Genomic DNA, 25,741 nt, shown 5'->3' with positions numbered 1-25,741 from the left:
CGCTATGCAGTACCCGATTAACGAGATGTTCCAGACCCTGCAAGGTGAGGGTTACTTTACCGGCGTCCCCGCCATTTTTATTCGTTTACAGGGATGCCCGGTTGGCTGTGCCTGGTGCGATACCAAACACACCTGGGATAAGCTTGAAGATCGGGAAGTCTCCCTGTACAGCATCCTGGCCAAGACCAAAGAAAGCGACAAATGGGGGGCGGCGAGCAGTGAGGATCTGCTGGCGGTCATTTCGCGTCAGGGGTATACCGCCCGTCATGTGGTGATCACCGGCGGCGAGCCTTGCATTCATGACCTGATGCCGCTGACTGACCTGCTGGAAAAGAACGGCTTTAGCTGCCAGATTGAAACCAGTGGCACCCACGAAGTACGCTGTACGCCGAATACCTGGGTGACCGTATCGCCGAAGGTAAATATGCGTGGCGGTTATGATGTGCTGTCGCAGGCGCTGGAGCGCGCGAATGAAATCAAACATCCGGTTGGTCGCGTTCGCGATATTGAAGCGCTGGATGAACTGCTGGCGACGTTGAGCGACGACAAACCACGAATCATCGCCTTACAGCCAATCAGCCAGAAAGAAGATGCGACGCGTTTGTGTATTGATACCTGTATTGCGCGCAACTGGCGTCTGTCGATGCAAACCCATAAATATCTGAATATTGCCTGATAACTGTGCCGGGAGCGTTTCGCTTACCCGGCCAGAGTTTGTTGCTTGTTGCAGGCCGGATAAGACGCATTGCCATCCGGCAAGCCTACAATCACTCGCCGCGGTACACGCAGCCTGCTGTGCAGGTTTCTTTCACCATTACAGCACTTAGCAGAGGGACCACAGGTTTAATCTGATCCCAAATCCATTTGGCCAGCACTTCACTGGTTGGATTTTCTAAGCCAGGAATATCGTTCAAATAGTAGTGATCGAGTCTGTCGTAAGTCGGCTTAAACGCGGCTTTTAACTCAGCAAAATCCATGATCCAACCAGTATGCGGATCGACTTCACCGGTAATTTCAAGACGCACCATAAATGAGTGACCATGCAGGCGGCCACACTTATGCCCTTCCGGTACGTGCGGCAGGCGGTGAGCGGCTTCGAAGGTGAAATCTTTAAACAAGGTGGTGGACATTATTTACTCTCAAGAATGCGAAAAACCGCCGTAGGGTACCGTAAAGCACAATTTTTATCATTAGTTAAAAGGGCGCTAAGCATCAGAACGTCATATTTACGCTGTTAATGTTTAATAACTATTTATATATCATATAGTTATTAAATCGTTTTTGTCGTTAATGACTATAACTAAAACAGGTTAGTCCATTTGGTTATTTGTTATTTCTATCCCTTCTTTAATTGTTACTATCCCCGCCGTTAACCTTATCTTCAGTTTGGGTTTTATTGCTGAAATCCGCTTTGCTTACTGGAACATGACAACGCATGACGACACAGGCCCCACCTTCCGCTCTGCTACCGCTAAACCCGGAGCAACTGGCACGCCTTCAGGCAGCCACGACCGATTTCACTCCCGCACAGCTTGCGTGGGTTTCTGGCTATTTTTGGGGCGTGCTGAATCAGCAGCCTGGTAGCAATGCAGCGGCGCTTGCGCCTGTCGCTGAAATGCCAGGCATTACGCTTATCTCTGCCTCGCAAACCGGTAATGCGCGTCGTGTGGCGGAAGCCCTGCGCGATGATCTGATCGCCGCGAAGCTCAACGTCACTCTGATCAACGCTGGCGACTATAAATTCAAACAAATCGCCAATGAAAAACTGCTGATCGTGGTGGCGTCGACGCAAGGGGAAGGTGAACCGGCGGAAGAAGCCGTGGCGTTGCATAAATTCCTGTTCTCGAAAAAAGCGCCAAAGCTCGATAACACCGCTTTTGCCGTGTTTGGCCTTGGCGACACCTCCTATGAGTTTTTCTGTCAGTCAGGAAAAGACTTCGATGCGAAACTGGCTGAGCTGGGCGGTGAACGTCTGCTCGATCGTGTAGATGCCGACGTTGAATATCAGGCCGCCGCTGCGCAGTGGCGTGCCCGTTTGGTTGATGTCCTGAAAGCACGTGCGCCTGCGGTACCGTCTGTGCAAGTTGCCGCGAGCGGTGCGGTAAATGAAGTACACACCAGTCCGTACACCAAAGAAGCGCCGCTGACGGCGTCGCTTGCGGTGAATCAGAAAATTACCGGCCGTGACTCTGAAAAAGACGTACGCCATATTGAAATTGATTTAGGCGATTCCGGCCTGCGTTATCAGCCGGGCGATGCATTGGGCGTCTGGTATCAGAATGACCCGGATCTGGTTAAAGAACTGGTTGAACTGCTGTGGCTGAAAGGTGATGAGCCGGTGACGGTTGAAGGCAAAACCTTGTCGCTCGCTGAAGCGTTGCGGTGGCATTTCGAGCTGACGGTGAATACCGGCAATATCGTGGAGAACTATGCCACCTTAACCCGCAGCGAAACATTGCTGCCGTTAGTGGGTGACAAAGCACAGTTGCAGCATTATGCCGCCACCACGCCCATCGTCGATATGGTGCGCTTTTCCCCGGCGCAACTGGATGCTCAGGCGTTAGTTGATCTTCTGCGTCCGTTGACGCCGCGTTTGTACTCCATTGCCTCTTCTCAGGCGGAAGTGGAAAGCGAAGTGCACGTCACCGTGGGCGTGGTGCGTTATGAGATAGAAGGTCGCGCCCGTGCTGGTGGTGCTTCCAGTTTCCTCGCCGACCGCGTGGAAGAAGAAGGTGAAGTTCGCGTGTTCATTGAACACAATGACAATTTCCGCCTGCCGTCAAACCCGCAGACGCCGGTGATTATGATTGGCCCGGGTACGGGAATTGCACCGTTCCGTGCCTTCATGCAGCAGCGTGCGGCTGATGGAGCCGAAGGCAAAAACTGGCTGTTTTTCGGTAACCCGCACTTTACCGAAGATTTCCTGTATCAGGTGGAATGGCAGCGTTACGTCAAAGAGGGCGTACTGAGCCGTATCGATCTCGCCTGGTCCCGCGATCAAAAAGAAAAAGTCTACGTACAAGATAAACTGCGCCAACAGGGCGCGGAACTGTGGCGCTGGATTAACGACGGTGCCCACATTTATGTCTGCGGCGACGCCAATCGTATGGCGAAAGACGTTGAGCAGGCGTTGTTGGAAGTGATTGCCGAATTCGGTGGTATGGATATCGAAGCGGCGGATGAATTTTTAAGTGAGCTGCGCATTGAGCGCCGTTATCAGCGAGATGTCTACTAATGAGCGAAAAACATCCAGGACCATTGGTGGTCGAAGGCAATCTGTCCGACGCTGAGCGTATGAAGCTGGAAAGCAACTATCTGCGCGGTACCATTGCCGAAGATTTAAACGACGGCCTGACCGGCGGGTTTAAAGGCGACAACTTCCTGCTGATCCGTTTTCACGGTATGTACCAGCAGGACGACCGCGATATCCGCGCTGAACGTGCCGAGCAAAAGCTTGAGCCGCGTCACGCGATGCTGCTGCGCTGTCGTCTGCCGGGTGGAGTGATCACCACCAAACAGTGGCAGGCGATCGACAAGTTCGCCCATGACAACACTATTTACGGCAGCATTCGTCTGACCAACCGTCAGACCTTCCAGTTTCACGGCATTCTGAAGAAGAACGTTAAACCGGTACACCAGATGCTGCACTCCGTCGGCCTGGACGCACTGGCGACCGCCAACGATATGAACCGTAACGTGCTGTGTACCTCCAACCCGTATGAATCTGAGCTGCACGCCGAAGCCTACGAGTGGGCGAAAAAGATCTCCGAACATCTGCTGCCGCGCACCCGCGCCTATGCAGAGATCTGGCTTGATCAGGAAAAAGTTGCGACCACCGACGAGGAGCCGATCCTCGGTCAAACCTATCTGCCGCGTAAGTTTAAAACCACGGTGGTGATCCCACCGCAGAACGACATCGATCTGCATGCCAACGACATGAACTTCGTGGCGATTGCGGAAAACGGCAAGTTGGTGGGCTTTAACCTGCTGGTGGGCGGCGGTTTGTCCATTGAGCATGGCAATAAGAAAACTTACGCCCGGACGGCAAGCGAATTTGGTTATCTGCCGCTTGAGCATACACTGGCCGTGGCGGAAGCGGTGGTGACGACTCAGCGTGACTGGGGTAACCGTACCGATCGTAAAAACGCCAAAACCAAATACACGCTGGAACGCGTAGGCGTTGAGACCTTTAAAGCTGAAGTTGAGCGCCGCGCGGGGATCAAGTTTGAGCCTATCCGCCCGTACGAGTTCACCGGTCGCGGCGATCGTATCGGCTGGGTGAAAGGGATCGACAATAAATGGCATCTGACGCTGTTTATTGAAAACGGCCGTATCCTGGATTATCCGGGCCGTCCATTGAAAACCGGTCTGCTTGAGATCGCGAAGATCCACAAAGGTGAGTTCCGTATTACCGCGAACCAGAACCTGATCATTGCAGGTGTTCCTGAGAGTGAAAAGGCGAAGATCGAGAAGATTGCGCAGAAGAGTGGCTTAATGAATGCGGTCACTCCGCAGCGTGAAAACTCGATGGCCTGCGTGTCGTTCCCAACCTGTCCGCTGGCGATGGCGGAGGCCGAGCGCTTCCTGCCAACGTTTATCGACAACATCGACACGCTGATGGCGAAGCACAGCCTGAGTGATGAAAATATTGTCATGCGTGTGACTGGCTGCCCGAACGGTTGCGGCCGCGCGATGCTGGCGGAAGTTGGTCTGGTGGGGAAAGCGCCCGGACGTTACAACCTCCATTTAGGGGGCAACCGTATTGGAACTCGCATTCCCCGGATGTTTAAAGAGAACATCACCGAGCCGGAAATTCTGGCATCGCTGGATGAACTGATTGGGCGCTGGGCGAAAGAGCGCGAAGCGGGTGAAGGCTTCGGTGACTTTACGGTGCGTGCGGGCATTATTCGCCCGGTGCTCGATCCTGCCCGGGATTTCTGGGAATAATGTGAAATTGACTTATCGGGTCTACTGAATTGGTAGATCTGATAAGCGCAGCGCCATCAGGCAAGGCAAACAGTGAGGAACTTATGTCCAAACTCGATCTCAACGCGTTGAACGAACTGCCGAAAGTTGAACGCGTTATGGCGTTGGCGCAAACCAACGACCAACTGGAAAAATTGAGCGCCGAGGATCGCGTGGCGTGGGCGCTGGAAAACCTGCCTGGCGAATATGTACTGTCATCAAGTTTTGGTATTCAGGCGGCAGTGAGCCTGCACCTGGTAAATCAGGTTCGCCCGGATATCCCGGTGATCCTCACCGATACCGGTTATCTGTTCCCGGAAACCTACCAGTTTATTGACGAGTTAACGGACAAGCTCAAGCTTAATCTGCAAGTCTACCGGGCGAAGGAAAGTGCGGCCTGGCAGGAAGCGCGCTATGGCAAACTGTGGGAGCAGGGCGTTGAGGGCATTGAAAAATACAATGACATCAACAAAGTCGAGCCGATGAACCGGGCGCTACAGGAGCTCGACGCGCAGACCTGGTTTGCCGGTCTGCGCCGTGAGCAATCGGGCAGTCGTGCGCATTTACCGGTGCTGGCTATTCAGCGTGGTGTGTTTAAAGTTCTGCCGATCATCGACTGGGACAACCGTACGGTTTACCAGTATCTGCAAAAGCATGGTCTGAAGTACCATCCACTGTGGGATCAGGGCTATCTGTCAGTCGGCGATACCCATACCACCCGCAAATGGGAGCCGGGAATGGCGGAAGAAGAGACGCGTTTTTTTGGGCTGAAAAGAGAGTGCGGGCTGCACGAAGGCTAACTGTTAAAAGCCCGGTAACGTTTACTTATTACCGGGCTTCTTCTTCAGGATTTACCTGCTTTCGCCAGTTCTTTTACCAGCGGCAGCATAATGCGTACTACGTCGCGGCTACGGCGCTCTATCCGGCCCGGTAAGGCTTTATCGATATGCTGCTGGTTATCCAGTCGCACATCATGCCAGCTGTTGCCAGACGGGAACGAGGCGCTTTTGGCGCGCTGTTGGTAGCCATCTTTCTTGCCCAGGTTCCAGTTGGTCGCTTCAACGGAGAGCACAGCAATACCCGCGTCGTCGAAGACCTCCGCATCGTTACAACATCCTGTTCCCTTCGGATAGTCTTTGTTCAGGCCTGGATTGGTGCTGGCTACAATGCCGCGACTATGCGCGATAGCCAGTGCCCGGTCGCGCGTCAGTTTTCGCACCGCTTCCGGGGTTTTCTTACCGCTGTTGAAATAGAGCTTATCACCGACAATCAGGTTATCGAGGTTGATAACCAGCAGCGTGTTTTTCTTCTCGGCGGCGCTCATTCGCTTCAGGATGTTCTCCGCGCCCAGTTTGCCTTCTTCCTCGCCGCTGGTGGCGATAAATCGGATGCCGTACTGCGTCGGCACGTCTTTGAGTTTTTCCGCCAGTTCCAGCATCACGCCAACGCCTGCAGCGTTGTCGTCGATACCTTGCAGGGTTAACCCACCCAGATTGGCATCTGAATCGGCATCGCTTTGTGCGGCGTAGGTGTCGAGGTGCGCCATAATAATAATCTGCTGCGGCGCTTTGCCTTCATGTGCTGCAATAACGGTGCTTCCCGTTACGTTATGCCAGTTTTTACGGTTATTTTTGGCGGTATAAACATAACGGCTATTAAACGTCCGAATATCACTGCTGTAGCCCATCTGCTGAAATTGCTGACGTATATAATCAGCAGATAACATTTCAGCCGGAGATCCCGTCACGCGGCCCGGGAAAAACGTTGCGATATATCGAGCCTGGGTATTTGCGATATCGCCAGGTTTGGAGGATGTTGCCTGTGCAGGGAGGATAAAACACGCGCCGAGCGCCATAGCAGCAATAAGGTGGCGCGTTGCGAGAAACATAATGAGTCCTTAAGAGCCTATCCCATTTGGCTATTTTATTTGTCATTTTGAACCCGGGCAGTGCTCACAATCCTCACGTACTGCATGTACGCTCCGGTTGTTCCGCGCTGTCCGTGTCCAAACTGACTGCAACAATGTACGCCTAATGGGATAGGCTCTGAATACCAAGCAGAAATTTTCAGCCGCTAGTATGAAACCGTGATCGAGGTAAAACAATTTCATTTGCTCCTAAATGCCCGAAATCCGGTAGCTTAAGCACTTTTTGATATTTGCTTTTCCGGATCGTTATTCCTTTGAGGAACTACTCATTCCAATTCGTAATTTCATTCGCCCTCTTGCCCTCCCTATAGTCAGGTTATCTGAGCATCGTTAGCAAAATAACGGCATTACATAGGAACGGTTATGGATCAAAAACGACTTACCCACCTGCGGCAACTGGAAGCGGAAAGCATCCATATCATTCGTGAGGTGGCCGCCGAGTTTTCTAATCCGGTGATGATGTATTCCATCGGCAAAGATTCCAGCGTAATGCTGCATCTGGCGCGTAAAGCGTTTTATCCTGGCACGCTGCCGTTCCCATTACTGCACGTTGATACCGGCTGGAAGTTCAGCGAAATGTACGAGTTTCGTGACCGTACGGCGAAAGCCTACGGCTGCGAACTGCTGGTGCATAAAAACCCGGAAGGGGTGGCGATGGGCATCAACCCGTTCGTCCACGGCAGCGCCAAGCATACCGACATTATGAAAACCGAAGGGCTGAAGCAGGCGCTCAATAAATACGGTTTTGATGCCGCGTTTGGCGGTGCTCGTCGTGACGAAGAGAAATCACGTGCCAAAGAGCGTATTTACTCTTTCCGCGATCGTTTTCATCGCTGGGATCCTAAAAATCAGCGCCCGGAGCTGTGGCACAACTACAACGGACAAATTAACAAAGGCGAAAGTATTCGCGTCTTCCCGCTCTCCAACTGGACCGAACAGGATATCTGGCAGTACATCTGGCTGGAAAATATCGACATCGTGCCACTGTACCTGGCGGCGGAGCGTCCGGTGCTTGAACGCGACGGCATGTTGATGATGATTGATGACGACAGAATCGATCTGCAACCCGGGGAAGTGATTAAAAAACGCATGGTGCGTTTCCGTACGCTCGGCTGTTGGCCACTGACAGGCGCGGTGGAGTCGAATGCGCAGACGCTGCCGGAAATTATCGAAGAGATGCTGGTCTCAACCACCAGTGAACGTCAGGGCCGCGTGATTGACCGCGACCAGGCGGGCTCCATGGAGCTGAAGAAACGTCAGGGGTATTTCTAAGGAGCCGCCATGAATACGACACTTGCACAACAAATTGCTAATGAAGGCGGCGTTGAAGCCTGGATGGTCGCCCAGCAACACAAAAGTCTGCTGCGCTTTTTAACCTGCGGTAGCGTGGATGACGGGAAAAGCACCCTGATTGGTCGCTTGCTGCATGACACGCGTCAGATTTATGAAGACCAGCTTTCATCGCTGCACAATGACAGTAAACGTCACGGAACTCAGGGCGAAAAGCTTGATCTGGCGTTATTGGTTGACGGCTTGCAGGCCGAGCGCGAGCAGGGCATCACCATCGACGTGGCTTACCGTTATTTCTCTACCGAGAAGCGTAAATTTATTATTGCGGACACTCCCGGGCATGAACAGTACACCCGTAACATGGCGACCGGTGCGTCGACCTGCGACCTGGCGATCCTATTGATCGATGCGCGTAAAGGTGTGCTGGATCAGACTCGTCGTCATAGCTTTATCTCCACGCTGCTTGGGATCAAACACCTGGTGGTGGCGATCAACAAAATGGATCTGGTGGACTTTAGCGAAGAGACATTTAACCGTATTCGCGAAGACTATCTTACTTTTGCTGAACAACTGCCGGGCAACCTGGATATCCGGTTTGTGCCGCTCTCTGCGCTGGAAGGCGATAACGTGGCTTCGCAAAGCGCCAGTATGCCGTGGTACAGCGGTCCGACGCTGCTGGAAGTGCTGGAAACCGTTGAGATCCAGCGCAGTATTGATACTCAGCCGATGCGCTTCCCGGTGCAGTATGTGAACCGACCGAATCTGGATTTTCGTGGTTATGCCGGAACGCTGGCTTCCGGTAGCGTGAAGGTCGGGCAGCGCGTCAAAGTGCTGCCGTCCGGCGTTGAGTCGAGCGTAGCGCGGATCGTGACCTTTGATGGCGATTTACAGGAAGCGTATGCAGGTGAAGCGATCACCCTGGTGCTAAAAGATGAGATCGATATCAGCCGGGGCGACCTGTTACTTGATGCCGGTGAAACGCTGCCGACAGTACAAAGCGCTGCCGTTGATGTGGTGTGGATGGCGGAACAACCGTTGTCGCCAGGGCAGAGCTACGACATAAAAATCGCAGGCAAGAAGACCCGCGCACGCGTTGATAGCGTGCAATATCAGGTCGATATAAACAACCTGACCCAACGTGATGTTGAAGCGTTACCGCTGAACGGCATCGGTCTGGTTAATCTGACTTTTGATGAACCGCTGGTGCTGGATACCTATCAGCAGAACCCGGTGACGGGCGGGCTGATAATTATTGACCGCCTGACCAACGTTACCGTTGGCGCGGGACTGGTGCGTGAGCCAATCGTCCAGGAGCTCGCCGCGGCTTCTCAGTTCTGCGCGTTTGAGCTGGAGCTTAATGCACTGGTGCGTCGCCACTTCCCACACTGGGGTGCGCGCGATCTGCTGGGAGGAAAATAATGGCGCTGCATGACGAAAACGTCGTCTGGCATGCCCATCCTGTTACACCGCAACAGCGGGAACAACGCCACGGTCATCGTGGTGTTGTACTGTGGTTTACCGGGCTGTCTGGTTCCGGTAAATCCACGGTAGCAGGGGCGCTTGAAGAAGCGTTGCATAAGCTGGGGGTGAGTACTTATCTCTTGGATGGCGATAACGTGCGTCACGGTCTGTGCAGCGATCTTGGATTTAGTGATGCCGATCGTAAGGAGAATATTCGCCGGGTTGGTGAAGTGGCTAACCTGATGGTGGATGCGGGGCTTGTGGTGTTGACCGCCTTTATCTCACCGCATCGCGCTGAGCGCAAAATGGTTCGTGAGCGGGTTGGCGAAGGGCGTTTTATTGAAGTTTTTGTCGATACGCCATTAGCAACGTGTGAAGCACGCGATCCAAAAGGGTTGTATAAAAAAGCGCGGGCGGGTGAGTTACGCAATTTCACCGGAATTGATTCGGTATACGAAGCGCCTGAATCGCCAGAGATTCATCTTGATGGTGAACAATTGGTAACAAATTTGGTACCCCAATTATTAGACCTGCTGAGGCAGGAAGATATTATCAGATCCTGAGACACCCGAGCTCACATGCCCGGTCAGTCACGGTCACAGGATTAGATATGCGTAACAGCCATAACATTACTATTACAGAGTCAGATACCTTCGCCGCCGACGACGAAACCACCTGGTCACTACCGGGGGCCGTGGTCGGTTTTATCGCGTGGTTGTTGGCGCTGGGATTCCCGTGTCTGATGTATGGCCCTAATACACTGTTTTTCTTCATTTATACCTGGCCCTTTTTCCTCGCGTTGCTGCCCGTGGCGATTGTCGCGGGTATTGCCTTACACTCGCTATTGAAGGGAAGGTTGCTGTTGAGCATTACCTGTACCCTGCTGGTGGTTGGGGCGATGTTTGGCGCCCTATTTTTATGGTTATTGGGTTAGGCAAACGCTTTTTTTTAACAATCGCCGACGTTGTTCACTCTCTGGTCATAATTCAAACCGTAACCAACAATGAGATTATGTTCTCCTTACACGGGGTATACGTAACAACGGGCAAATGTGGTACATTTGCCCGCGTTGTCGCGGCATTCCCGACCGTTGATGTAAAGTTGTCTGCGGAAGTTATGGGATATTAATGCCGTTTTTCAGGGGGCAGGATGGGTAAACTAACGCTGCTGTTGCTGGCTTTATTAGTCTGGCTGCAGTATTCGCTGTGGTTCGGTAAGAACGGCATACATGACTATAGTCGCGTCAACGATGATGTTGCTGCGCAGCAAGCTACAAACGCGAAACTTAAAGCGCGTAACGATCAGCTCTTTGCCGAAATTGACGATCTCAATGGCGGACAAGAGGCTATTGAGGAGCGTGCGCGCAACGAACTCAGTATGACTAAGCCGGGCGAAACTTTTTATCGTCTGGTGCCTGACGCGTCTAAACGCGCTCAGACTGCAGGGCAAAACAATCGATAAACCGTCCAGGGATTTAACATGGCAGCCACTTTATTGGACGTTTGCGCCGTGGTGCCGGCTGCCGGGTTTGGCCGCCGAATGCAAACAGAGTGTCCTAAGCAGTACCTCTCTATTGGCAATAAAACCATTCTTGAACACTCGGTTGATGCGCTGCTGGCTCATCCCCGGGTGACGCGAGTCGTCATCGCTATCAGCCCAGGCGACAGTCGCTTTGCCCAACTTCCACTTGCTGCGCACCCGCAAATTACGGTGGTGGATGGCGGCAACGAGCGTGCCGATTCTGTCCTTGCCGGTTTGCAAGCCGCAGGGGAGGCCCGTTGGGTGCTGGTGCATGACGCCGCGCGTCCGTGCCTGCACCAGGATGATTTGGCCCGTTTGCTGGCAATTAGCGAGTGCAGCCGTACCGGCGGGATCCTTGCCGCACCGGTACGTGACACAATGAAGCGCGCGGAGCCGGGGCGAACAGACATCGCCCATACGGTCGATCGTACCGATTTATGGCATGCGTTGACGCCGCAGTTTTTCCCGCGCGAGTTATTGCACGATTGCCTGACGCGTGCACTCAACGAAGGTGCAACTATTACAGACGAAGCTTCGGCGCTGGAATATTGCGGCTTTCATCCGCAGCTGGTCGAAGGGCGTGCTGACAACATCAAAGTCACCCGCCCGGAAGATCTGGCGCTGGCGGAATTTTATCTGACCCGAACTATCTAGATACATCATCCTTCAGGCTGCCTGGAGGACGCTGTGTATATCAGGAGAAGGCATAATGCGAATTGGACACGGTTTCGACGTACACGCTTTTGGAGGAGTTGGCCCAATTATCATTGGTGGTGTGCGCATCCCGTATGAAAAAGGATTGCTGGCGCATTCTGATGGTGACGTGGCGTTACACGCGTTAACCGATGCTCTGCTGGGCGCGGCTGCGCTGGGGGATATCGGTAAGCTATTCCCGGACACCGACCCAGCCTTTAAAGGTGCAGATAGTCGTGAATTATTGCGTGAAGCCTGGCGGCGTATTCAGGCCAAAGGCTATACGCTTGGTAATGTGGATGTGACAATTATTGCCCAGGCGCCGAAGATGCTGCCGCACATTCCACAAATGCGAGTGTTTATTGCCGAAGACCTCGGCTGCCATATGGATGATGTTAACGTGAAAGCGACCACCACGGAAAAACTCGGTTTTACCGGGCGTGGGGAAGGGATTGCCTGTGAAGCGGTGGCGTTACTCATTAAGGCAACGAAATGACTGCGTTTGAAGATCTGACGTATCTCCATGGCAAACCACAAGGCCATGGCGTTCTGAAAGCGAATCCGGAAGACTTTGTCGTCGTCGAAGATTTAGGCTTCGAACCCGATGGCGAAGGCGAGCACATTTTGGTGCGTATCCTGAAAAACGGTTGTAACACCCGTTTTGTGGCTGACGCGCTGGCGAAATTCCTGAAAATTCATGCCCGCGAAGTGAGCTTTGCTGGTCAGAAAGACAAGCATGCGGTCACGGAACAGTGGCTGTGTGCGCGTGTGCCGGGCAATGCGATGCCTGATTTAAGCAAATTTGAGCTTGAAGGCTGTAAAGTGCTGGAGTACGCACGCCACAAGCGTAAGCTGCGTTTAGGGGCGCTGAAAGGCAACGAATTTACGCTGGTGCTGCGTGAAGTGAGCGAGCGAAATGATGTTGAAGCGCGTTTGCAGGCAATTAACGAGCGCGGCGTTCCGAACTATTTTGGCGCTCAGCGTTTTGGTATCGGCGGCAGCAACCTGCAAGGGGCGCTGCGCTGGGCGCAAAGCGATGCGCCGGTGCGCGATCGCAATAAACGCAGTTTTTGGTTGTCGGCGGCCCGTAGCGCGTTGTTTAATCAGATAGTCAGTGAACGCCTGAAAAAAACAGACTTTAATCAAGTTGTTGACGGCGATGCGCTACAATTATCGGGGCGCGGAAGCTGGTTTGTCGCCGCACAGGAAGAACAAACTGAATTACAGCGTCGCGTCGATGAGAAAGAATTGATGATTACAGCGGCATTACCGGGCAGCGGTGAGTGGGGAACTCAACGCGACGCGCTGGCGTTTGAAGAAGCCGCTGTTGCTGATGAAACCGCGCTGCAGTCTCTGTTATTGCGCGAGAAAGTCGACGCGTCGCGTCGCGCTATGTTGCTGTATCCACAACAATTAAGCTGGAACTGGTGGGATGACGTAACCGTTGAGTTACGTTTCTGGCTACCGGCAGGTAGCTTCGCCACCAGTGTTGTAAGGGAACTTATTAACACAATGGGTGATTATGCGTATATTGCTGAGTAACGATGATGGGGTTCACGCACCCGGTATACAAACGCTGGCGAAAGCGCTGCGTGAGTTTGCTGACGTACAGGTGGTTGCCCCGGATCGTAACCGCAGTGGCGCGTCCAACTCGCTGACGCTGGAATCCTCACTTCGCACGTTCACCTATGATAACGGTGATATCGCCGTACAAATGGGTACACCTACCGATTGCGTCTATCTGGGCGTTAACGCATTAATGCGTCCGCGTCCGGACATTGTCGTGTCTGGTATTAACGCAGGTCCTAATCTCGGCGATGATGTTATCTATTCCGGTACCGTTGCGGCAGCGATGGAAGGTCGTCACCTGGGCTTCCCTGCGCTGGCTGTCTCACTTGATGGGCATAAACACTACGATACTGCTGCCGCAGTAACCTGCCGTATCTTACGGGCGCTGAGTCGTGAACCGCTGCGCACCGGGCGCATTTTGAATATCAACGTGCCGGATTTACCGCTGGATCAGATTAAAGGTATCCGCGTCACCCGCTGCGGTAGTCGCCATCCTGCGGATCAGGTGATACCACAGCAGGACCCGCGCGGTAATACGCTGTACTGGATCGGGCCACCGGGCGAAAAGTGCGACGCCGGACCGGATACTGATTTTGCCGCCGTCGATGAAGGCTATGTTTCCATCACGCCGCTGCATGTCGATTTAACCGCATACGGCGCGCATGAAGTTGTTTCTGACTGGTTAGACAGCGTGGGAGCCGACACGCAATGGTAAGCAGACGCGTACACACTCTTCTTGAACAATTACGTGCGCAGGGCATCAGAGATGAGCTTGTTCTCGATGCACTCGCCGCCGTGCCGCGTGAAAAATTCATTGATGAGGCGTTTGAACATAAGGCCTGGGACAATATTGCCCTGCCGATTGGTCAGGGGCAGACGATTTCGCAGCCCTATATGGTTGCACGGATGACCGAGCTGCTGGAGTTAACGCCACAGTCCCGGGTGCTGGAAATTGGTACCGGCTCTGGCTACCAAACGGCGATTCTGGCGCACCTGGTGCACCATGTGTGCTCTGTTGAGCGCATTAAAGGTTTGCAGTGGCAGGCGCGTCGTCGACTTAAACAGCTTGATTTACATAATGTTTCTACCCGTCATGGTGATGGATGGCAAGGCTGGCAAGCGCGAGCCCCTTTTGACGCTATCATTGTTACGGCAGCGCCGCCTGAGATCCCAACCGCATTGATGATGCAGTTGGATGAAGGCGGCATTCTCGTCTTACCCGTGGGTGACGAGCACCAGTTTCTGAAACGGGTGCGTCGTCGGGGAGGCGAATTTATTATCGATACCGTGGAGGCCGTACGCTTCGTTCCCTTAGTAAAAGGGGAGCTTGCGTAGATACAGGCTCTGAATACCTGGAGTTTTCCTGGATATTCTGGAATTAGTAAGCGTATCGTGGTCACGTTTCCAGTGCCCAGTCCGATGCCTTGCACGGTGATTACGTCACTGGTTTTAACCAAATTTTCCTGGGGGATAAATGAGCGCGGGAAGCCACAAATTTACCGTTCGCCGCATTGCGGCATTGTCACTGGTTTCATTATGGCTGGCAGGTTGTTCAAATACCTCGAATCCACCTGCACCGGTCAGTTCCGTTGATGGCGGTGCATCAACGAACACCAATTCCGGTATGCTGATTACGCCTCCACCAAAAATGGGCTCGACGTCGACAGTACAGCAAACGCCGCAGATCCAGCCGGTGCAGCGTCCGACCACACAGTCAACACAGATCCAGCCTGTTGCGGAACAACCTGTGCAGATGGAAAACGGTCGTATTGTGTACAACCGTAAGTATGGGAACATTCCGAAAGGTAGCTATACGGGCGGCAGTACCTATACTGTTAAGAAAGGCGATACCCTTTTCTATATTGCCTGGATTACCGGGAACGATTTCCGTGATCTCGCACAACGCAATAACGTTCCGGCCCCGTATGGCCTGAATGTCGGTCAAACTCTGCAAGTGGGCAATGCGTCTGGCGCACCGATTACCGGTGGAAATGCCATCACCCAGGCGGATGCAGCACAGCAAGGAGTTGTGACCAACCCTGCACAAAATTCCACCGTTGCTGTTGCTTCGAAACCAACAATTACGTATTCTGAGGATTCAGGTGAACAAAGTGCTAATAAAATGTTGCCGAACAACAAGCCTGCTGGGACTGTGGTCACAGCGCCTGTAACGGCTCCGGCAGTTAGCGCAACCGAATCAACTGCAAGCTCAACGTCAACCAGCTCGCCAATCTCTACCTGGCGCTGGCCGACCGACGGCAAAGTGATCGAAAACTTTGCGGCTACCGAAGGTGGCAATAAAGGGATCGACATTGCAGGCAGCAAGGGACAGGCTATTGTCGCGACCGCAGATGGACGCGTCGTCTATGCCGGTAACGCGCTGCGTGGTTACGGTAATCTTATTATCATCAAACATAACGATGATTACCTGAGTGCCTACGCCCATAACGATACAATGCTGGTCCGGGAACAACAAGAAATCAAGGCGGGGCAGAAAATAGCTACCATGGGTAGTACCGGAACCAGTTCAACACGCTTGCATTTTGAAATTCGTTACAAGGGGAAATCCGTAAACCCGCTGCGTTATTTACCGCAGCGATAATTCGGCGGAACCAGGCTTTCACGTGCTAGTTCCGTTAGGGATCACGGGTAGGAGCCACCTTTATGAGTCAGAATACGCTGAAAGTTCATGATTTAAATGAAGATGCGGAATTTGATGAGAACGGAGTAGAGGCTTTTGATGAAAAAGCCTTGAGTGAAGAGGAACCCAGTGATAACGACCTGGCTGAAGAAGAGCTGTTATCGCAGGGGGCCACACAGCGTGTGTTGGACGCGACTCAGCTTTACCTTGGTGAGATTGGTTATTCACCACTGTTAACAGCCGAAGAAGAAGTTTATTTTGCGCGTCGCGCACTGCGTGGGGATGTCGCATCCCGCCGTCGCATGATTGAAAGTAACCTGCGTCTGGTGGTGAAAATTGCTCGTCGTTATGGCAATCGTGGTCTGGCATTGCTGGACCTGATTGAAGAGGGCAATCTGGGACTGATCCGTGCAGTCGAGAAGTTTGACCCGGAACGCGGGTTCCGCTTCTCAACATACGCAACCTGGTGGATCCGCCAGACGATCGAACGGGCGATAATGAACCAAACCCGTACGATCCGACTGCCAATTCACATTGTAAAAGAGCTGAACGTCTATCTGCGTACCGCGCGTGAGTTGTCGCATAAACTGGACCACGAACCGAGCGCAGAAGAGATTGCTGAACAACTGGACAAACCGGTTGATGACGTCAGCCGTATGCTCCGACTCAACGAGCGTATTACCTCGGTAGACACCCCGCTGGGTGGCGATTCCGAAAAAGCGTTGCTGGATATTCTGGCCGATGAAAAGGAAAACGGCCCGGAAGACACCACGCAAGACGATGATATGAAACAGAGCATCGTCAAATGGCTGTTCGAACTGAACGCCAAACAGCGTGAGGTACTGGCACGTCGCTTTGGTCTGCTGGGGTATGAAGCTGCGACACTGGAAGATGTGGGCCGCGAAATTGGCCTCACCCGTGAACGTGTTCGCCAGATTCAGGTTGAAGGTCTGCGTCGTCTGCGTGAAATCCTGCAGACTCAGGGACTGAATATCGAAGCGCTGTTCCGCGAGTAAGCACAAGTTCTATCAAGAAAGGCCAGTCTCATTGAGACTGGCCTTTTTCTATGTTTGTTGCCTGATGGCACTGCGTTTATCAGGCCTATGGGGAGCCGGACTTTGTAGGCCGGATAAGACATTTATGTCGCCATCCGGCAGATTAGTTCATCATCTTACGCACCAGACGTGTGAACTGCTCACGTTCTTCATCAGATAATCGCCCCAGAAACTCATCATCCACGCTATCGCCTAACGGGGTTGCGCTGGCCAGTAATGCTTCTCCTTGCGCGGTCAAATAAACAAACCGCCGACGCTTATCTGCCGGGTCGTGTTCACGTCTGACCAACTCCCGTTTTTCCATCCGGCTCAGCATTTCCGCAAGCGTTGCCTTGGTACAGACTGCGGCTTCGGTCAGGGCGACCTGCTCAATGCCGGGATGCTCGGCAATGGCGCGCATCACCGCATACTGCGGTTTGGTCAGATCCGGTAATTCATGTTGCCAGCGAGCCGTATGTTGCTGAAAAAGCTGACGTAAAAGGTGAAAGGCTGTGTTTCTTAACGGCATGAGAGCTCCGGAATATCTGTCAGTCTCTATCTTAACGGGTAACGCGTCATAGTTTAACCATTGCTGCTTTAGCAATCTGTGCGAGGTGCTCTTGTCCGGAATGTATCGAGGGAGTATTTTAATAAAATGTTCGTACACGAACAAAATTGAGGGCGAAATGAGACTGATTGTAGGAATGACCGGGGCGACCGGCGCACCGCTTGGTGTGTCGCTATTGCTGGCACTGCGGGAAATGCCGGGGGTAGAAACCCATCTGGTGCTGTCAAAGTGGGCCAAAACCACCATTGAACTGGAAACACCATACAGCGTCCGTGATGTGTCGGCGTTGGCCGATTATTGCCACAACCCGGCGGACCAGTCGGCGACCATATCCTCAGGATCGTTTCGTACTGACGGCATGATCATTATCCCCTGCAGTATGAAAACGCTGGCCGGTATTCGAGCAGGCTACGCGGAAGGACTGGTGGGGCGCGCTGCTGATGTGGTGCTGAAAGAAGGGCGCAAGCTGGTGCTGGTTCCGCGCGAAATGCCGCTCAGCACTATTCATCTGGAAAACATGCTCGCACTTTCCCGCATGGGCGTGGCGATGGTCCCGCCGATGCCCGCGTTTTACAACCACCCGCAAACGGTCGATGACATCACTCAGCATATCGTTGCGCGTGTGCTCGATCAGTTTGGTCTGGAGCATCCAAACGCCCGTCGCTGGCAGGGTTTACGGCAGGCGCAGAATTTTTCACAGGAGAATGAATAATGGCATTTGATGATTTGCGCAGCTTTTTACAAGCGCTGGACGACCAGGGACAATTGCTGAAAATCAGTGAAGAAGTCAACGCTGAGCCGGATCTGGCTGCGGCGGCTAACGCGACCGGACGTATTGGCGACGGTGCGCCAGCGCTGTGGTTTGACAATATTAGTGGTTTTACCGACGCCCGCGTGGCGATGAATACCATCGGCTCATGGCAGAATCATGCCATTTCATTAGGCCTGCCGCCCAATACGCCGGTGAAAAAACAAATTGATGAGTTTATCCGTCGTTGGGATAAATTTCCGGTTACGCCGGAGCGTCGTGCCAACCCGACGTGGGCTGAAAACTGTGTTGATGGTGAGGAGATCAACCTGTTTGATATTCTGCCGCTGTTTCGTCTGAACGATGGTGACGGCGGTTTCTATCTTGATAAAGCTTGCGTGGTGTCGCGCGATCCGCTGGATCCGGACAACTTCGGCAAACAGAACGTCGGCATTTATCGTATGGAAGTGAAGGGCAAACGCAAGCTTGGCCTGCAGCCGGTGCCGATGCATGATATCGCGCTGCATCTGCATAAAGCTGAAGAGCGCGGTGAAGATCTGCCGATTGCCATCACGCTGGGTAACGATCCTATCATCACCCTGATGGGGGCCACGCCGCTGAAGTACGATCAGTCGGAATACGAAATGGCGGGAGCGCTGCGTGAAAGCCCGTACCCGATCGCTACCGCACCGCTCACCGGCTTTGACGTGCCTTGGGGTTCGGAAGTGATCCTCGAAGGGGTCATTGAAAGCCGTAAGCGTGAAATCGAAGGGCCGTTTGGCGAGTTTACCGGGCACTATTCCGGTGGACGTAATATGACGGTCGTACGTATCGATAAAGTCTCTTATCGCACCAAACCGATTTTTGAATCGCTATATCTGGGGATGCCGTGGACGGAGATTGACTACCTGATGGGGCCGGCAACCTGCGTACCGCTGTATCAACAGCTGAAAGCCGAGTTCCCGGAAGTGCAGGCGGTGAATGCCATGTACACCCACGGTTTGCTGGCGATTATCTCCACCAAAAAACGCTACGGCGGCTTTGCCCGCGCGGTGGGGCTGCGTGCAATGACGACGCCGCATGGCCTGGGTTACGTGAAAATGGTGATTATGGTTGATGAGGATGTTGACCCGTTCAACCTGCCGCAGGTGATGTGGGCGCTGTCTTCGAAGGTCAACCCGGCGGGCGATCTGGTGCAACTGCCGAATATGTCGGTGCTTGAGCTTGATCCGGGTTCCAGTCCGGCGGGGATTACCGACAAGTTAATTATTGATGCCACCACGCCGGTCGCGCCGGATAACCGTGGGCACTACAGCCAGCCGGTATGTGATTTACCGGAAACGAAAGCCTGGGCAGAAAAACTGACCGCCATGCTGGCCAACCGTAAATAAGGAGTAGCAGATGATTTGTCCACGTTGTGCCGATGAACATATTGAAGTGATGGCAAACTCGCCGGTAAAAGATGTCTGGACGGTATATCAGTGCCAGCATTGTCTGTACACCTGGCGTAATACCGAACCGCTACGTCGTACCAGCCGCGAGCACTACCCGGAGGCGTTTCGTATGACGCAGAAGGATATGGATGACGCACCGATGGTGCCGAGTATTCCACCGCTGCTGGCGGAAGGTAAGCGCTAATACTGAAGGCCCGGGATTCCGGGTCTTTTTTGCGAGCAGACTCGTAACGTATTGATAAATTGATTTGTTACAGCGGCATCGGGAATAGAATAGCTGCGGGTGCTTGAGGCTATCTGGGCTTTGAGCATTTGTAAGGTCCCGGAAAGACAAAAGCCCCAAGAGATAGTTCTATCAACCTGAGGCTAGCGTACAAACCTGAACAATTTGGATGTTAGTCTCTTCTTTGCAGGGAGGCAAGACATGCTGACAAAATATGCTCTTGTGGCAATTGTAGTGCTGTGTTTCACGGCGCTGGGATTCACGTTAATGGTGCGAGATTCGTTGTGCGAGTTAAGCATTAAAGAACGTGGTATGGAGTTTAAAGCTGTTCTCGCTTACGAACCGAAGAAGTAGCAACAACGCGGGGGAAACCCCGCGTCTTGATGGTCTGGTTTCGTCCTCTTGCACCCATTCTCGCATTGCCGTAGGCCCGATAAGCAAAGCGCCATCGGGCATTACAACGTTACACCAGACTTTTCAACCGGTAGATCCACTCCAGCGCCTGGCGAGGCGTTAGTGAATCCGGGTCGAGGTTTTCCAGCGCTTCAACGGCGGGCGAGGTTTCTTCAGGCACTGAAAGCAGCGACATCTGTGTTCCATCGACCTGGGTCGCAGCAACGTTTGGCGCAATGCTTTCCAGTTCGCGCAGTTTTTGCCGCGCGCGTTTAATAACCTCTTTCGGCACGCCAGCCAGGGCTGCTACTGCCAGACCATAGCTCTTGCTCGCCGCACCATCCTGTACGCTGTGCATGAAGGCGATGGTATCGCCGTGCTCTAACGCATCCAGATGCACATTCGCGACGCCCTCCATTTTTTCCGGTAACTGAGTCAGTTCGAAGTAGTGGGTGGCAAACAACGTTAATGCTTTGATTTTATTGGCCAGGTTTTCCGCGCACGCCCATGCCAGCGACAGGCCGTCGTAGGTGGAGGTGCCGCGTCCAATCTCATCCATCAGCACCAGGCTGTTCTCGGTGGCATTATGCAGAATGTTGGCGGTTTCGGTCATTTCTACCATGAAGGTAGAACGACCGGATGCCAAATCATCCGCCGCGCCCACGCGGGTAAAGATCCGATCGATCGGGCCTATTTCCACTTTCTGCGCCGGAACGTAGCTGCCGATGTAGGCCAACAGCGCAATCAACGCGGTCTGGCGCATATAGGTACTTTTACCCCCCATATTCGGACCGGTGATGATCAGCATCCGTCGCTGAGGCGAGAGGTTAAGCGGGTTGGCGATAAACGGCTCGGTTAGCACCTGTTCAACCACCGGATGACGTCCCTCAGTAATACGAATGCCGGGTTTATCGGTGAAGGTCGGGCAGGTGTAATTCAGGGTATAAGCGCGTTCTGCAAGGTTGACCAGTACGTCCAGCTCCGCCAGCGCGCTGGCGCTCTGTTGCAAATCAGCCAGATGCGGCAACAGCATGTCGAACAGCTCATCGTACAGCTGTTTTTCCAGCGCCAGTGCTTTACCTTTTGACGTCAGAACTTTGTCTTCGTACTCTTTCAGTTCCGGAATAATGTAGCGTTCGGCGTTTTTCAGCGTCTGACGACGCACATAGTTAATCGGCGCCAGATGGCTCTGCCCACGGCTGATCTGAATGTAGTAGCCATGAACGGCGTTAAACCCAACCTTCAGCGTATCCAGACCGGTGCGCTCGCGCTCACGGATTTCCAGTCTGTCCAGATAGTCAGTTGCGCCATCAGCCAGCGCTCGCCATTCGTCCAATTCTTCGTTATAGCCCGGGGCGATGACGCCACCGTCGCGAACCAGCACTGGCGGAGCTTCCACAACAGCGCGTTCCAGCAGTTCACGCAGCTCAGCAAACTCACCCATTTTCTCGCGCAGCATCTGCACGGGGGCACTGTCTACACTTTCCAGTTGCGCGCGCAGTTCCGGTAATTGCTGGAAGGCATGACGCATACGGGCCAGATCGCGCGGACGCGCAGTACGCAGGGCCAAACGCGCCAGGATACGTTCCAGATCGCCGACCTGACGCAGCACGGGTTGCAATTCACTGGTGGAATCCTGTAGCGCGCCGATAGTCTGTTGACGCTCGATAAGGACTCTGGTGTCACGGACCGGCATATGCAGCCAGCGTTTGAGCATACGGCTGCCCATCGGCGTCACGGTGCAGTCGAGTACTGAAGCCAGTGTGTTTTCAACGCCGCCCGCCAGGTTCTGGGTAATTTCCAGATTGCGGCGCGTGGCGGCATCCATAATGATGCTGTCCTGTTGACGTTCCATGGTGATAGAACGAATATGCGGCAGCGAGGTGCGCTGGGTATCTTTTACGTATTGCAGCAGACAGCCAGCAGCACATAATCCGCGCGGGGCGTTTTCCACGCCAAAACCAATCAGATCCCGCGTGCCAAACTGCAAGTTTAGTTGCTGGCGAGCAGTATCGATTTCAAATTCCCATAGTGGACGACGACGCAATCCGCGACGCCCCTCAATCAGTGATGTTTCAGCGAAATCTTCGGCATACAGCAGTTCAGCGGGATTGGTGCGCTGCAATTCTGCGGCCATGGTCTCGCGGTCGGCCGGTTCGCTGACGCGAAAACGCCCGGAGCTGATATCCAGCGTGGCGTAGCCGTAACCTTTACTGTCTTGCCAGATAGCGGCCAGCAGGTTGTCCTGGCGTTCTTGCAACAGCGCTTCATCACTGATGGTGCCAGGCGTGACGATACGCACCACTTTGCGCTCAACCGGGCCTTTGCTGGTTGCCGGATCGCCGATTTGCTCACAAATAGCGACAGATTCCCCCTGATTGACCAGCTTGGCGAGGTAGTTTTCTACCGCATGGTGAGGAATACCCGCCATCGGGATAGGCTCGCCTGCTGATGCGCCGCGTTTGGTCAGGGAGATATCAAGCAGCTGAGACGCGCGTTTCGCATCGTCATAAAACAGTTCGTAAAAGTCGCCCATGCGGTAAAACAACAGTATCTCCGGATGCTGGGCTTTTAGCTTGAGATACTGCTGCATCATCGGGGTGTGGTTCGTGAAGTCCGTATCAAGTGACTCTTTCATATCGCTTTTGCTCTTTTTTTAATCTTTTTGGGTGCCTGGGCAGTCTCACGTGAGCCCCTGGAAACTCACATAAACCCACAAATTTGTCATTCGAAAGCCGCCTGAAGGGCAGTAACGACGAGCGTTGGCTCGGCCTGAATGGTCTATCTTATCACCGACAACGGCTGAGATTCATCCGTAGGTTTTGCCGCCAGAACGCTTATTGATTATTCATTTTCCGGCAAAGCATAATTCTGGCAATACAGATAGGGGATCCCCTCTTTGGTAATCAGGTATGTCTCGCTGTTCAGCGCAAAAAAATCGACGTTGGATACGCTGGTGTTGGTCAGGAAAAAGTCGGGGAGGAGTTCCTGAATAAGGCTGGCGGGAGCCGTTTCGCGATTGGAAATTTGGATTTTCTGTGAAATCCAAACCGGGCTTGAGCCGTAGCTGGATTGTGTAAAAAGTACCATGCGTTGCACGGTCTGCTCATTATTTTCGGCATCTTTGATAATACCATCAATATTAACAATACCTTTACTGCCCCCGGTTTTGATATCAATAATCCCTCGGAACGAGCTTGTATTGCGTACAATTTCGATGGCAGAGCGGCAGGTAAGATCTTGTAACTCACCATTGTTCTTACTGTACCGATAGACGACAGTAAGAATTAGCGTAGCAAAACAAAGCAGCAGGATAATACCTGTCTGGATGCGGGAGGTTCGGGGATATAAATTCATTAGCTATCATACCGCGGGTAATATACCGGCTGACAGGCGTTTTCCTGCCTGGCTTTTATCGGCGAGCGACACACTAGCGCGGACAGTTTCTTAGACTCAGGATAGGTTGTGATATAAATAAATTTATGGCTCTGACACAATCCTGGGTTTTTGTCGATAAACGCGGTATGCCGGGAAAAGTTACTGGCATCGCTATTGAAATAATACTGACAGTCTGTTGGTGTTTTGCTCGCGGCGATATAGCCGGAGAAATAATCATCACTGGCTTGCCACGGATATAATATAAGCACACAAATTATCAGGGTAAGTGCCAACATAATCGTTTCTGCTGTCGTTATCAAAGGTTGACGCGGCGTGTCAGACAAAAGTTCCTCAATGGCGGCATCTGGCGCTAATGGCGCTAAGGATTCTTCAACAGAAGCAGAGTTATTCTCCGGTGTATCAATGACCTGAATATCAAACTCTTCCTGAATGATCAGCCCTTTGCGGGGAATCGTTGTGATCAGCGGTTGTTCAAGCTCCAGCTGCAGCAAGCTTTTACGCAACGAGAGAATACTTTGATAAAAGGCGTTGAAACTTACCTGGCGGTGATTTTTACCCCAACCGAATTCCAGCAATTCGTTTTGAGAAACCACTTGCCCGCGATGTTGAATAAGTAATAAAAGACATAACGACGCTGAGTGTTTGAGTTTTATCCGCTGATTGGGGTGATCTACCCGCGCCAGACATTGTGCGGCTGGCGTAAATATTATTCTATTTTCAATCAGATAACTGACATTGCCAGTCTCAGACATATTGTCTCTACTCTTGATGATGCGTCAGATGGTTGATTAGTCATGATACCACTGAGCCTATAAAGACCACCAGCATGGACCTAATCCCACAGCGAGAACCGAGAAGTGTTGCAATTTAGTATCATGATATAACAAGAATGATAATTTTTTAATGAAAATAAAATCCATTGAAATCAATTAATTGTATCTTTTTTGCTACTATACAAAGAACAGAAAGATGAAAAAATGTCGACAAAGATGATTGCCATTAATTCTTTATGGACAGCGCCATATACTGCCTGACACCACCACGCGAAAACAGCATGAACCTTAACGCGTCAACGGCACCAGGGAATGCCGGTGGTAGATGTAGATGGGAATAAATGTCAGCTTGTTTGCGGGCTGACATTTATTTTTAGTGCTGAGTAAATTTAACCATCTTTTTGACAAAGCCATAATTTGCGGTAGAGAGTCCCATGTTCCAGAAAGAAATTGAAAATGCTGTAGTGCTCGTTGGCGATGAAATGAAGAAGTCGGATAATGCCTGGCTGTCGTTACGTAAAAAACGTCAGCGTATTGATTTGAAGACCGATGGACATATCTTGTTTCTGGAGAAAGGGACTGTCTCTGTTTATCGTGTGGAAAACGATTTAGTCACGGTGAGTATTTCTGCACCTGCCATTCTCGGCCTGCCACAAATGCGTACGGAAGTGGCCGGTCACTATTTACGTTGTGATACCGATTGCGAAATGTGGGCGATGAGCGTACAAAATGCCGATCTCCTGTTTACAGCTAAAAACTTATGGAAGCAGGCGTTTGATATCTTAACGCATCATCTTCAACGTTATTTCCAGCGTGAGGCGTTGCAGTCGCACCGCACTATACGTGAGCAGATTATTGAACACGTAAAATATATCTGGGCGATGGAGCCTGGGGTGCGTGAGAAAACGTCCGTGTATACTTTTATTTTGACCCGTAACCATATCTCTCGTAGCGCCATCCATAAGGTGTTACAGGAACTGGTTAATGACGGGAAGATCATCCTGAATCGTGGAAAGCTCTCTTTTTGCACGCCGTTATAAACCTATGCGCTCTCCGGCAATAATGAAAGGGAGCGCAATCGC

The 25,741-nt window shown here is 52.5% G+C and carries 27 protein-coding genes; 21 read left to right on the top strand and 6 right to left on the bottom strand.

Annotation, left to right across the window (positions count from 1 at the left end; genetic code table 11):
• The first annotated feature begins 4 nt into the window (after positions 1-4).
• Complete coding sequence (gene queE, locus OGV74_RS06795; protein ID WP_003034139.1) at positions 5-676, top strand: 7-carboxy-7-deazaguanine synthase QueE; 672 nt, start codon at positions 5-7, stop codon at positions 674-676.
• Between the two features lie 91 nt (positions 677-767).
• On the opposite strand, the gene queD is transcribed toward queE, so the two are convergent.
• Positions 768-1,130: a 6-carboxytetrahydropterin synthase QueD gene (gene queD / locus OGV74_RS06790; protein WP_003034142.1), complete on the bottom strand. Its 363-nt coding sequence runs from the start codon at positions 1,128-1,130 to the stop codon at positions 768-770.
• 305 nt (positions 1,131-1,435) lie between these two features.
• On the opposite strand from queD, the gene cysJ reads away from it, so the two are divergent.
• The 3 genes from cysJ (at position 1,436) to cysH (ending at position 5,765) form a co-directional block, all read left to right on the top strand.
• Positions 1,436-3,235: an NADPH-dependent assimilatory sulfite reductase flavoprotein subunit gene (cysJ, locus tag OGV74_RS06785; RefSeq protein WP_032949926.1), complete on the top strand. Its 1,800-nt coding sequence runs from the start codon at positions 1,436-1,438 to the stop codon at positions 3,233-3,235.
• On the top strand, positions 3,235-4,947 hold the full coding sequence (cysI, locus tag OGV74_RS06780) for an assimilatory sulfite reductase (NADPH) hemoprotein subunit (RefSeq protein ID WP_086504502.1): 1,713 nt from the start codon (positions 3,235-3,237) through the stop codon (positions 4,945-4,947). Before cysJ ends, cysI begins: the two co-directional genes overlap by 1 nt.
• 83 nt (positions 4,948-5,030) lie before the next feature.
• Positions 5,031-5,765 carry a phosphoadenosine phosphosulfate reductase gene (gene cysH / locus OGV74_RS06775; protein WP_003034149.1) on the top strand — a complete coding sequence of 245 codons (735 nt, stop codon included), beginning with the start codon at positions 5,031-5,033 and terminating at the stop codon, positions 5,763-5,765.
• Positions 5,766-5,809: 44 nt separating this feature from the next.
• Here the strand turns inward: cysH and OGV74_RS06770 are convergent, their stop codons facing one another.
• Positions 5,810-6,853, bottom strand: a complete 1,044-nt coding sequence (locus tag OGV74_RS06770) for an aminopeptidase (protein ID WP_071696820.1) — start codon at positions 6,851-6,853, stop codon at positions 5,810-5,812.
• A 402-nt stretch (positions 6,854-7,255) separates the two neighbouring features.
• On the opposite strand from OGV74_RS06770, the gene cysD reads away from it, so the two are divergent.
• The 12 genes from cysD (at position 7,256) to rpoS (ending at position 17,083) form a co-directional block, all read left to right on the top strand.
• A complete protein-coding gene (gene cysD, locus OGV74_RS06765; RefSeq protein ID WP_003034152.1) occupies positions 7,256-8,164 on the top strand; it encodes a sulfate adenylyltransferase subunit CysD in 909 nt (302 codons plus the stop codon).
• Between the two features lie 9 nt (positions 8,165-8,173).
• Complete coding sequence (cysN, locus tag OGV74_RS06760) at positions 8,174-9,601, top strand: sulfate adenylyltransferase subunit CysN (protein WP_086504500.1); 1,428 nt, start codon at positions 8,174-8,176, stop codon at positions 9,599-9,601.
• Positions 9,601-10,206, top strand: a complete 606-nt coding sequence (gene cysC, locus OGV74_RS06755) for an adenylyl-sulfate kinase (protein ID WP_003034157.1) — start codon at positions 9,601-9,603, stop codon at positions 10,204-10,206. The genes cysN and cysC overlap by 1 nt, the downstream gene beginning before the upstream one ends.
• A 47-nt stretch (positions 10,207-10,253) precedes the next feature.
• Entirely contained in the window at positions 10,254-10,577 is a 324-nt protein-coding gene (locus tag OGV74_RS06750) for a DUF3561 family protein (RefSeq protein ID WP_003034160.1), read from the top strand.
• A 215-nt stretch (positions 10,578-10,792) separates the two neighbouring features.
• Entirely contained in the window at positions 10,793-11,104 is a 312-nt protein-coding gene (gene ftsB / locus OGV74_RS06745; protein ID WP_003034163.1) for a cell division protein FtsB, read from the top strand.
• 18 nt (positions 11,105-11,122) lie between these two features.
• Positions 11,123-11,818 carry a 2-C-methyl-D-erythritol 4-phosphate cytidylyltransferase gene (gene ispD / locus OGV74_RS06740; RefSeq protein WP_003034165.1) on the top strand — a complete coding sequence of 232 codons (696 nt, stop codon included), beginning with the start codon at positions 11,123-11,125 and terminating at the stop codon, positions 11,816-11,818.
• 55 nt (positions 11,819-11,873) lie between these two features.
• Positions 11,874-12,353, top strand: coding sequence for a 2-C-methyl-D-erythritol 2,4-cyclodiphosphate synthase (gene ispF / locus OGV74_RS06735; RefSeq protein ID WP_003034167.1), 480 nt, complete (start codon positions 11,874-11,876; stop codon positions 12,351-12,353).
• On the top strand, positions 12,350-13,399 hold the full coding sequence (gene truD, locus OGV74_RS06730) for a tRNA pseudouridine(13) synthase TruD (protein WP_016150904.1): 1,050 nt from the start codon (positions 12,350-12,352) through the stop codon (positions 13,397-13,399). Before ispF ends, truD begins: the two co-directional genes overlap by 4 nt.
• Positions 13,380-14,141 (top strand): 5'/3'-nucleotidase SurE, encoded by a 762-nt coding sequence (surE, locus tag OGV74_RS06725; protein WP_003825728.1) that lies wholly within the window; start codon positions 13,380-13,382, stop codon positions 14,139-14,141. Before truD ends, surE begins: the two co-directional genes overlap by 20 nt.
• A complete protein-coding gene (locus tag OGV74_RS06720) occupies positions 14,135-14,761 on the top strand; it encodes a protein-L-isoaspartate(D-aspartate) O-methyltransferase (RefSeq protein WP_003034172.1) in 627 nt (208 codons plus the stop codon). The genes surE and OGV74_RS06720 overlap by 7 nt, the downstream gene beginning before the upstream one ends.
• Before the next feature lie 184 nt (positions 14,762-14,945).
• Positions 14,946-16,028 carry a murein hydrolase activator NlpD gene (gene nlpD, locus OGV74_RS06715; RefSeq protein WP_223232897.1) on the top strand — a complete coding sequence of 361 codons (1,083 nt, stop codon included), beginning with the start codon at positions 14,946-14,948 and terminating at the stop codon, positions 16,026-16,028.
• Positions 16,029-16,090: 62 nt separating this feature from the next.
• Entirely contained in the window at positions 16,091-17,083 is a 993-nt protein-coding gene (gene rpoS, locus OGV74_RS06710) for an RNA polymerase sigma factor RpoS (protein WP_000081498.1), read from the top strand.
• A gap of 142 nt (positions 17,084-17,225) precedes the next feature.
• Here rpoS and OGV74_RS06705 read toward each other — a convergent pair whose 3' ends face one another.
• Positions 17,226-17,630 carry a MarR family winged helix-turn-helix transcriptional regulator gene (locus tag OGV74_RS06705; RefSeq protein ID WP_032938341.1) on the bottom strand — a complete coding sequence of 135 codons (405 nt, stop codon included), beginning with the start codon at positions 17,628-17,630 and terminating at the stop codon, positions 17,226-17,228.
• A gap of 157 nt (positions 17,631-17,787) precedes the next feature.
• Here OGV74_RS06705 and OGV74_RS06700 point away from each other — a divergent pair, with 157 nt between their 5' ends.
• From OGV74_RS06700 to OGV74_RS06685, 4 genes are all read left to right on the top strand, one after another.
• Positions 17,788-18,381, top strand: a complete 594-nt coding sequence (locus OGV74_RS06700; RefSeq protein WP_003034196.1) for a non-oxidative hydroxyarylic acid decarboxylases subunit B — start codon at positions 17,788-17,790, stop codon at positions 18,379-18,381.
• Positions 18,381-19,808, top strand: a complete 1,428-nt coding sequence (locus OGV74_RS06695; protein WP_086504498.1) for a non-oxidative hydroxyarylic acid decarboxylases subunit C — start codon at positions 18,381-18,383, stop codon at positions 19,806-19,808. Before OGV74_RS06700 ends, OGV74_RS06695 begins: the two co-directional genes overlap by 1 nt.
• A 10-nt stretch (positions 19,809-19,818) precedes the next feature.
• Positions 19,819-20,055 carry a non-oxidative hydroxyarylic acid decarboxylases subunit D gene (locus OGV74_RS06690; RefSeq protein ID WP_071696826.1) on the top strand — a complete coding sequence of 79 codons (237 nt, stop codon included), beginning with the start codon at positions 19,819-19,821 and terminating at the stop codon, positions 20,053-20,055.
• A gap of 240 nt (positions 20,056-20,295) precedes the next feature.
• A complete protein-coding gene (locus OGV74_RS06685; RefSeq protein ID WP_003034202.1) occupies positions 20,296-20,448 on the top strand; it encodes a Hok/Gef family protein in 153 nt (50 codons plus the stop codon).
• 109 nt (positions 20,449-20,557) lie between these two features.
• Here the strand turns inward: OGV74_RS06685 and mutS are convergent, their stop codons facing one another.
• The 3 genes from mutS to OGV74_RS06670 all read right to left on the bottom strand — a co-directional run bounded on the left by mutS (position 20,558) and on the right by OGV74_RS06670 (position 24,638).
• On the bottom strand, positions 20,558-23,125 hold the full coding sequence (gene mutS, locus OGV74_RS06680; RefSeq protein ID WP_086504497.1) for a DNA mismatch repair protein MutS: 2,568 nt from the start codon (positions 23,123-23,125) through the stop codon (positions 20,558-20,560).
• Positions 23,126-23,331: 206 nt separating this feature from the next.
• The gene (locus OGV74_RS06675; RefSeq protein WP_071696828.1) at positions 23,332-23,844 is read right to left on the bottom strand and encodes a YqeJ family protein; all 513 of its coding nucleotides are present in this window, start codon (positions 23,842-23,844) and stop codon (positions 23,332-23,334) included.
• Positions 23,844-24,638, bottom strand: a complete 795-nt coding sequence (locus OGV74_RS06670; RefSeq protein WP_086504496.1) for a winged helix-turn-helix domain-containing protein — start codon at positions 24,636-24,638, stop codon at positions 23,844-23,846. Before OGV74_RS06670 ends, OGV74_RS06675 begins: the two co-directional genes overlap by 1 nt.
• A gap of 455 nt (positions 24,639-25,093) precedes the next feature.
• On the opposite strand from OGV74_RS06670, the gene OGV74_RS06665 reads away from it, so the two are divergent.
• Positions 25,094-25,699 carry a helix-turn-helix domain-containing protein gene (locus OGV74_RS06665; RefSeq protein ID WP_071687043.1) on the top strand — a complete coding sequence of 202 codons (606 nt, stop codon included), beginning with the start codon at positions 25,094-25,096 and terminating at the stop codon, positions 25,697-25,699.
• Positions 25,700-25,741 lie beyond the last annotated feature (42 nt).

The sequence above is a fragment of the Citrobacter sp. Cf116 genome, assembly GCF_030336505.1.
Taxonomy (GTDB): Bacteria; Pseudomonadota; Gammaproteobacteria; order Enterobacterales; family Enterobacteriaceae; genus Citrobacter; species Citrobacter freundii.
Note: the sequence above shows the minus strand (reverse complement) of the source record. Positions and strands in the feature narration are given on the sequence as shown.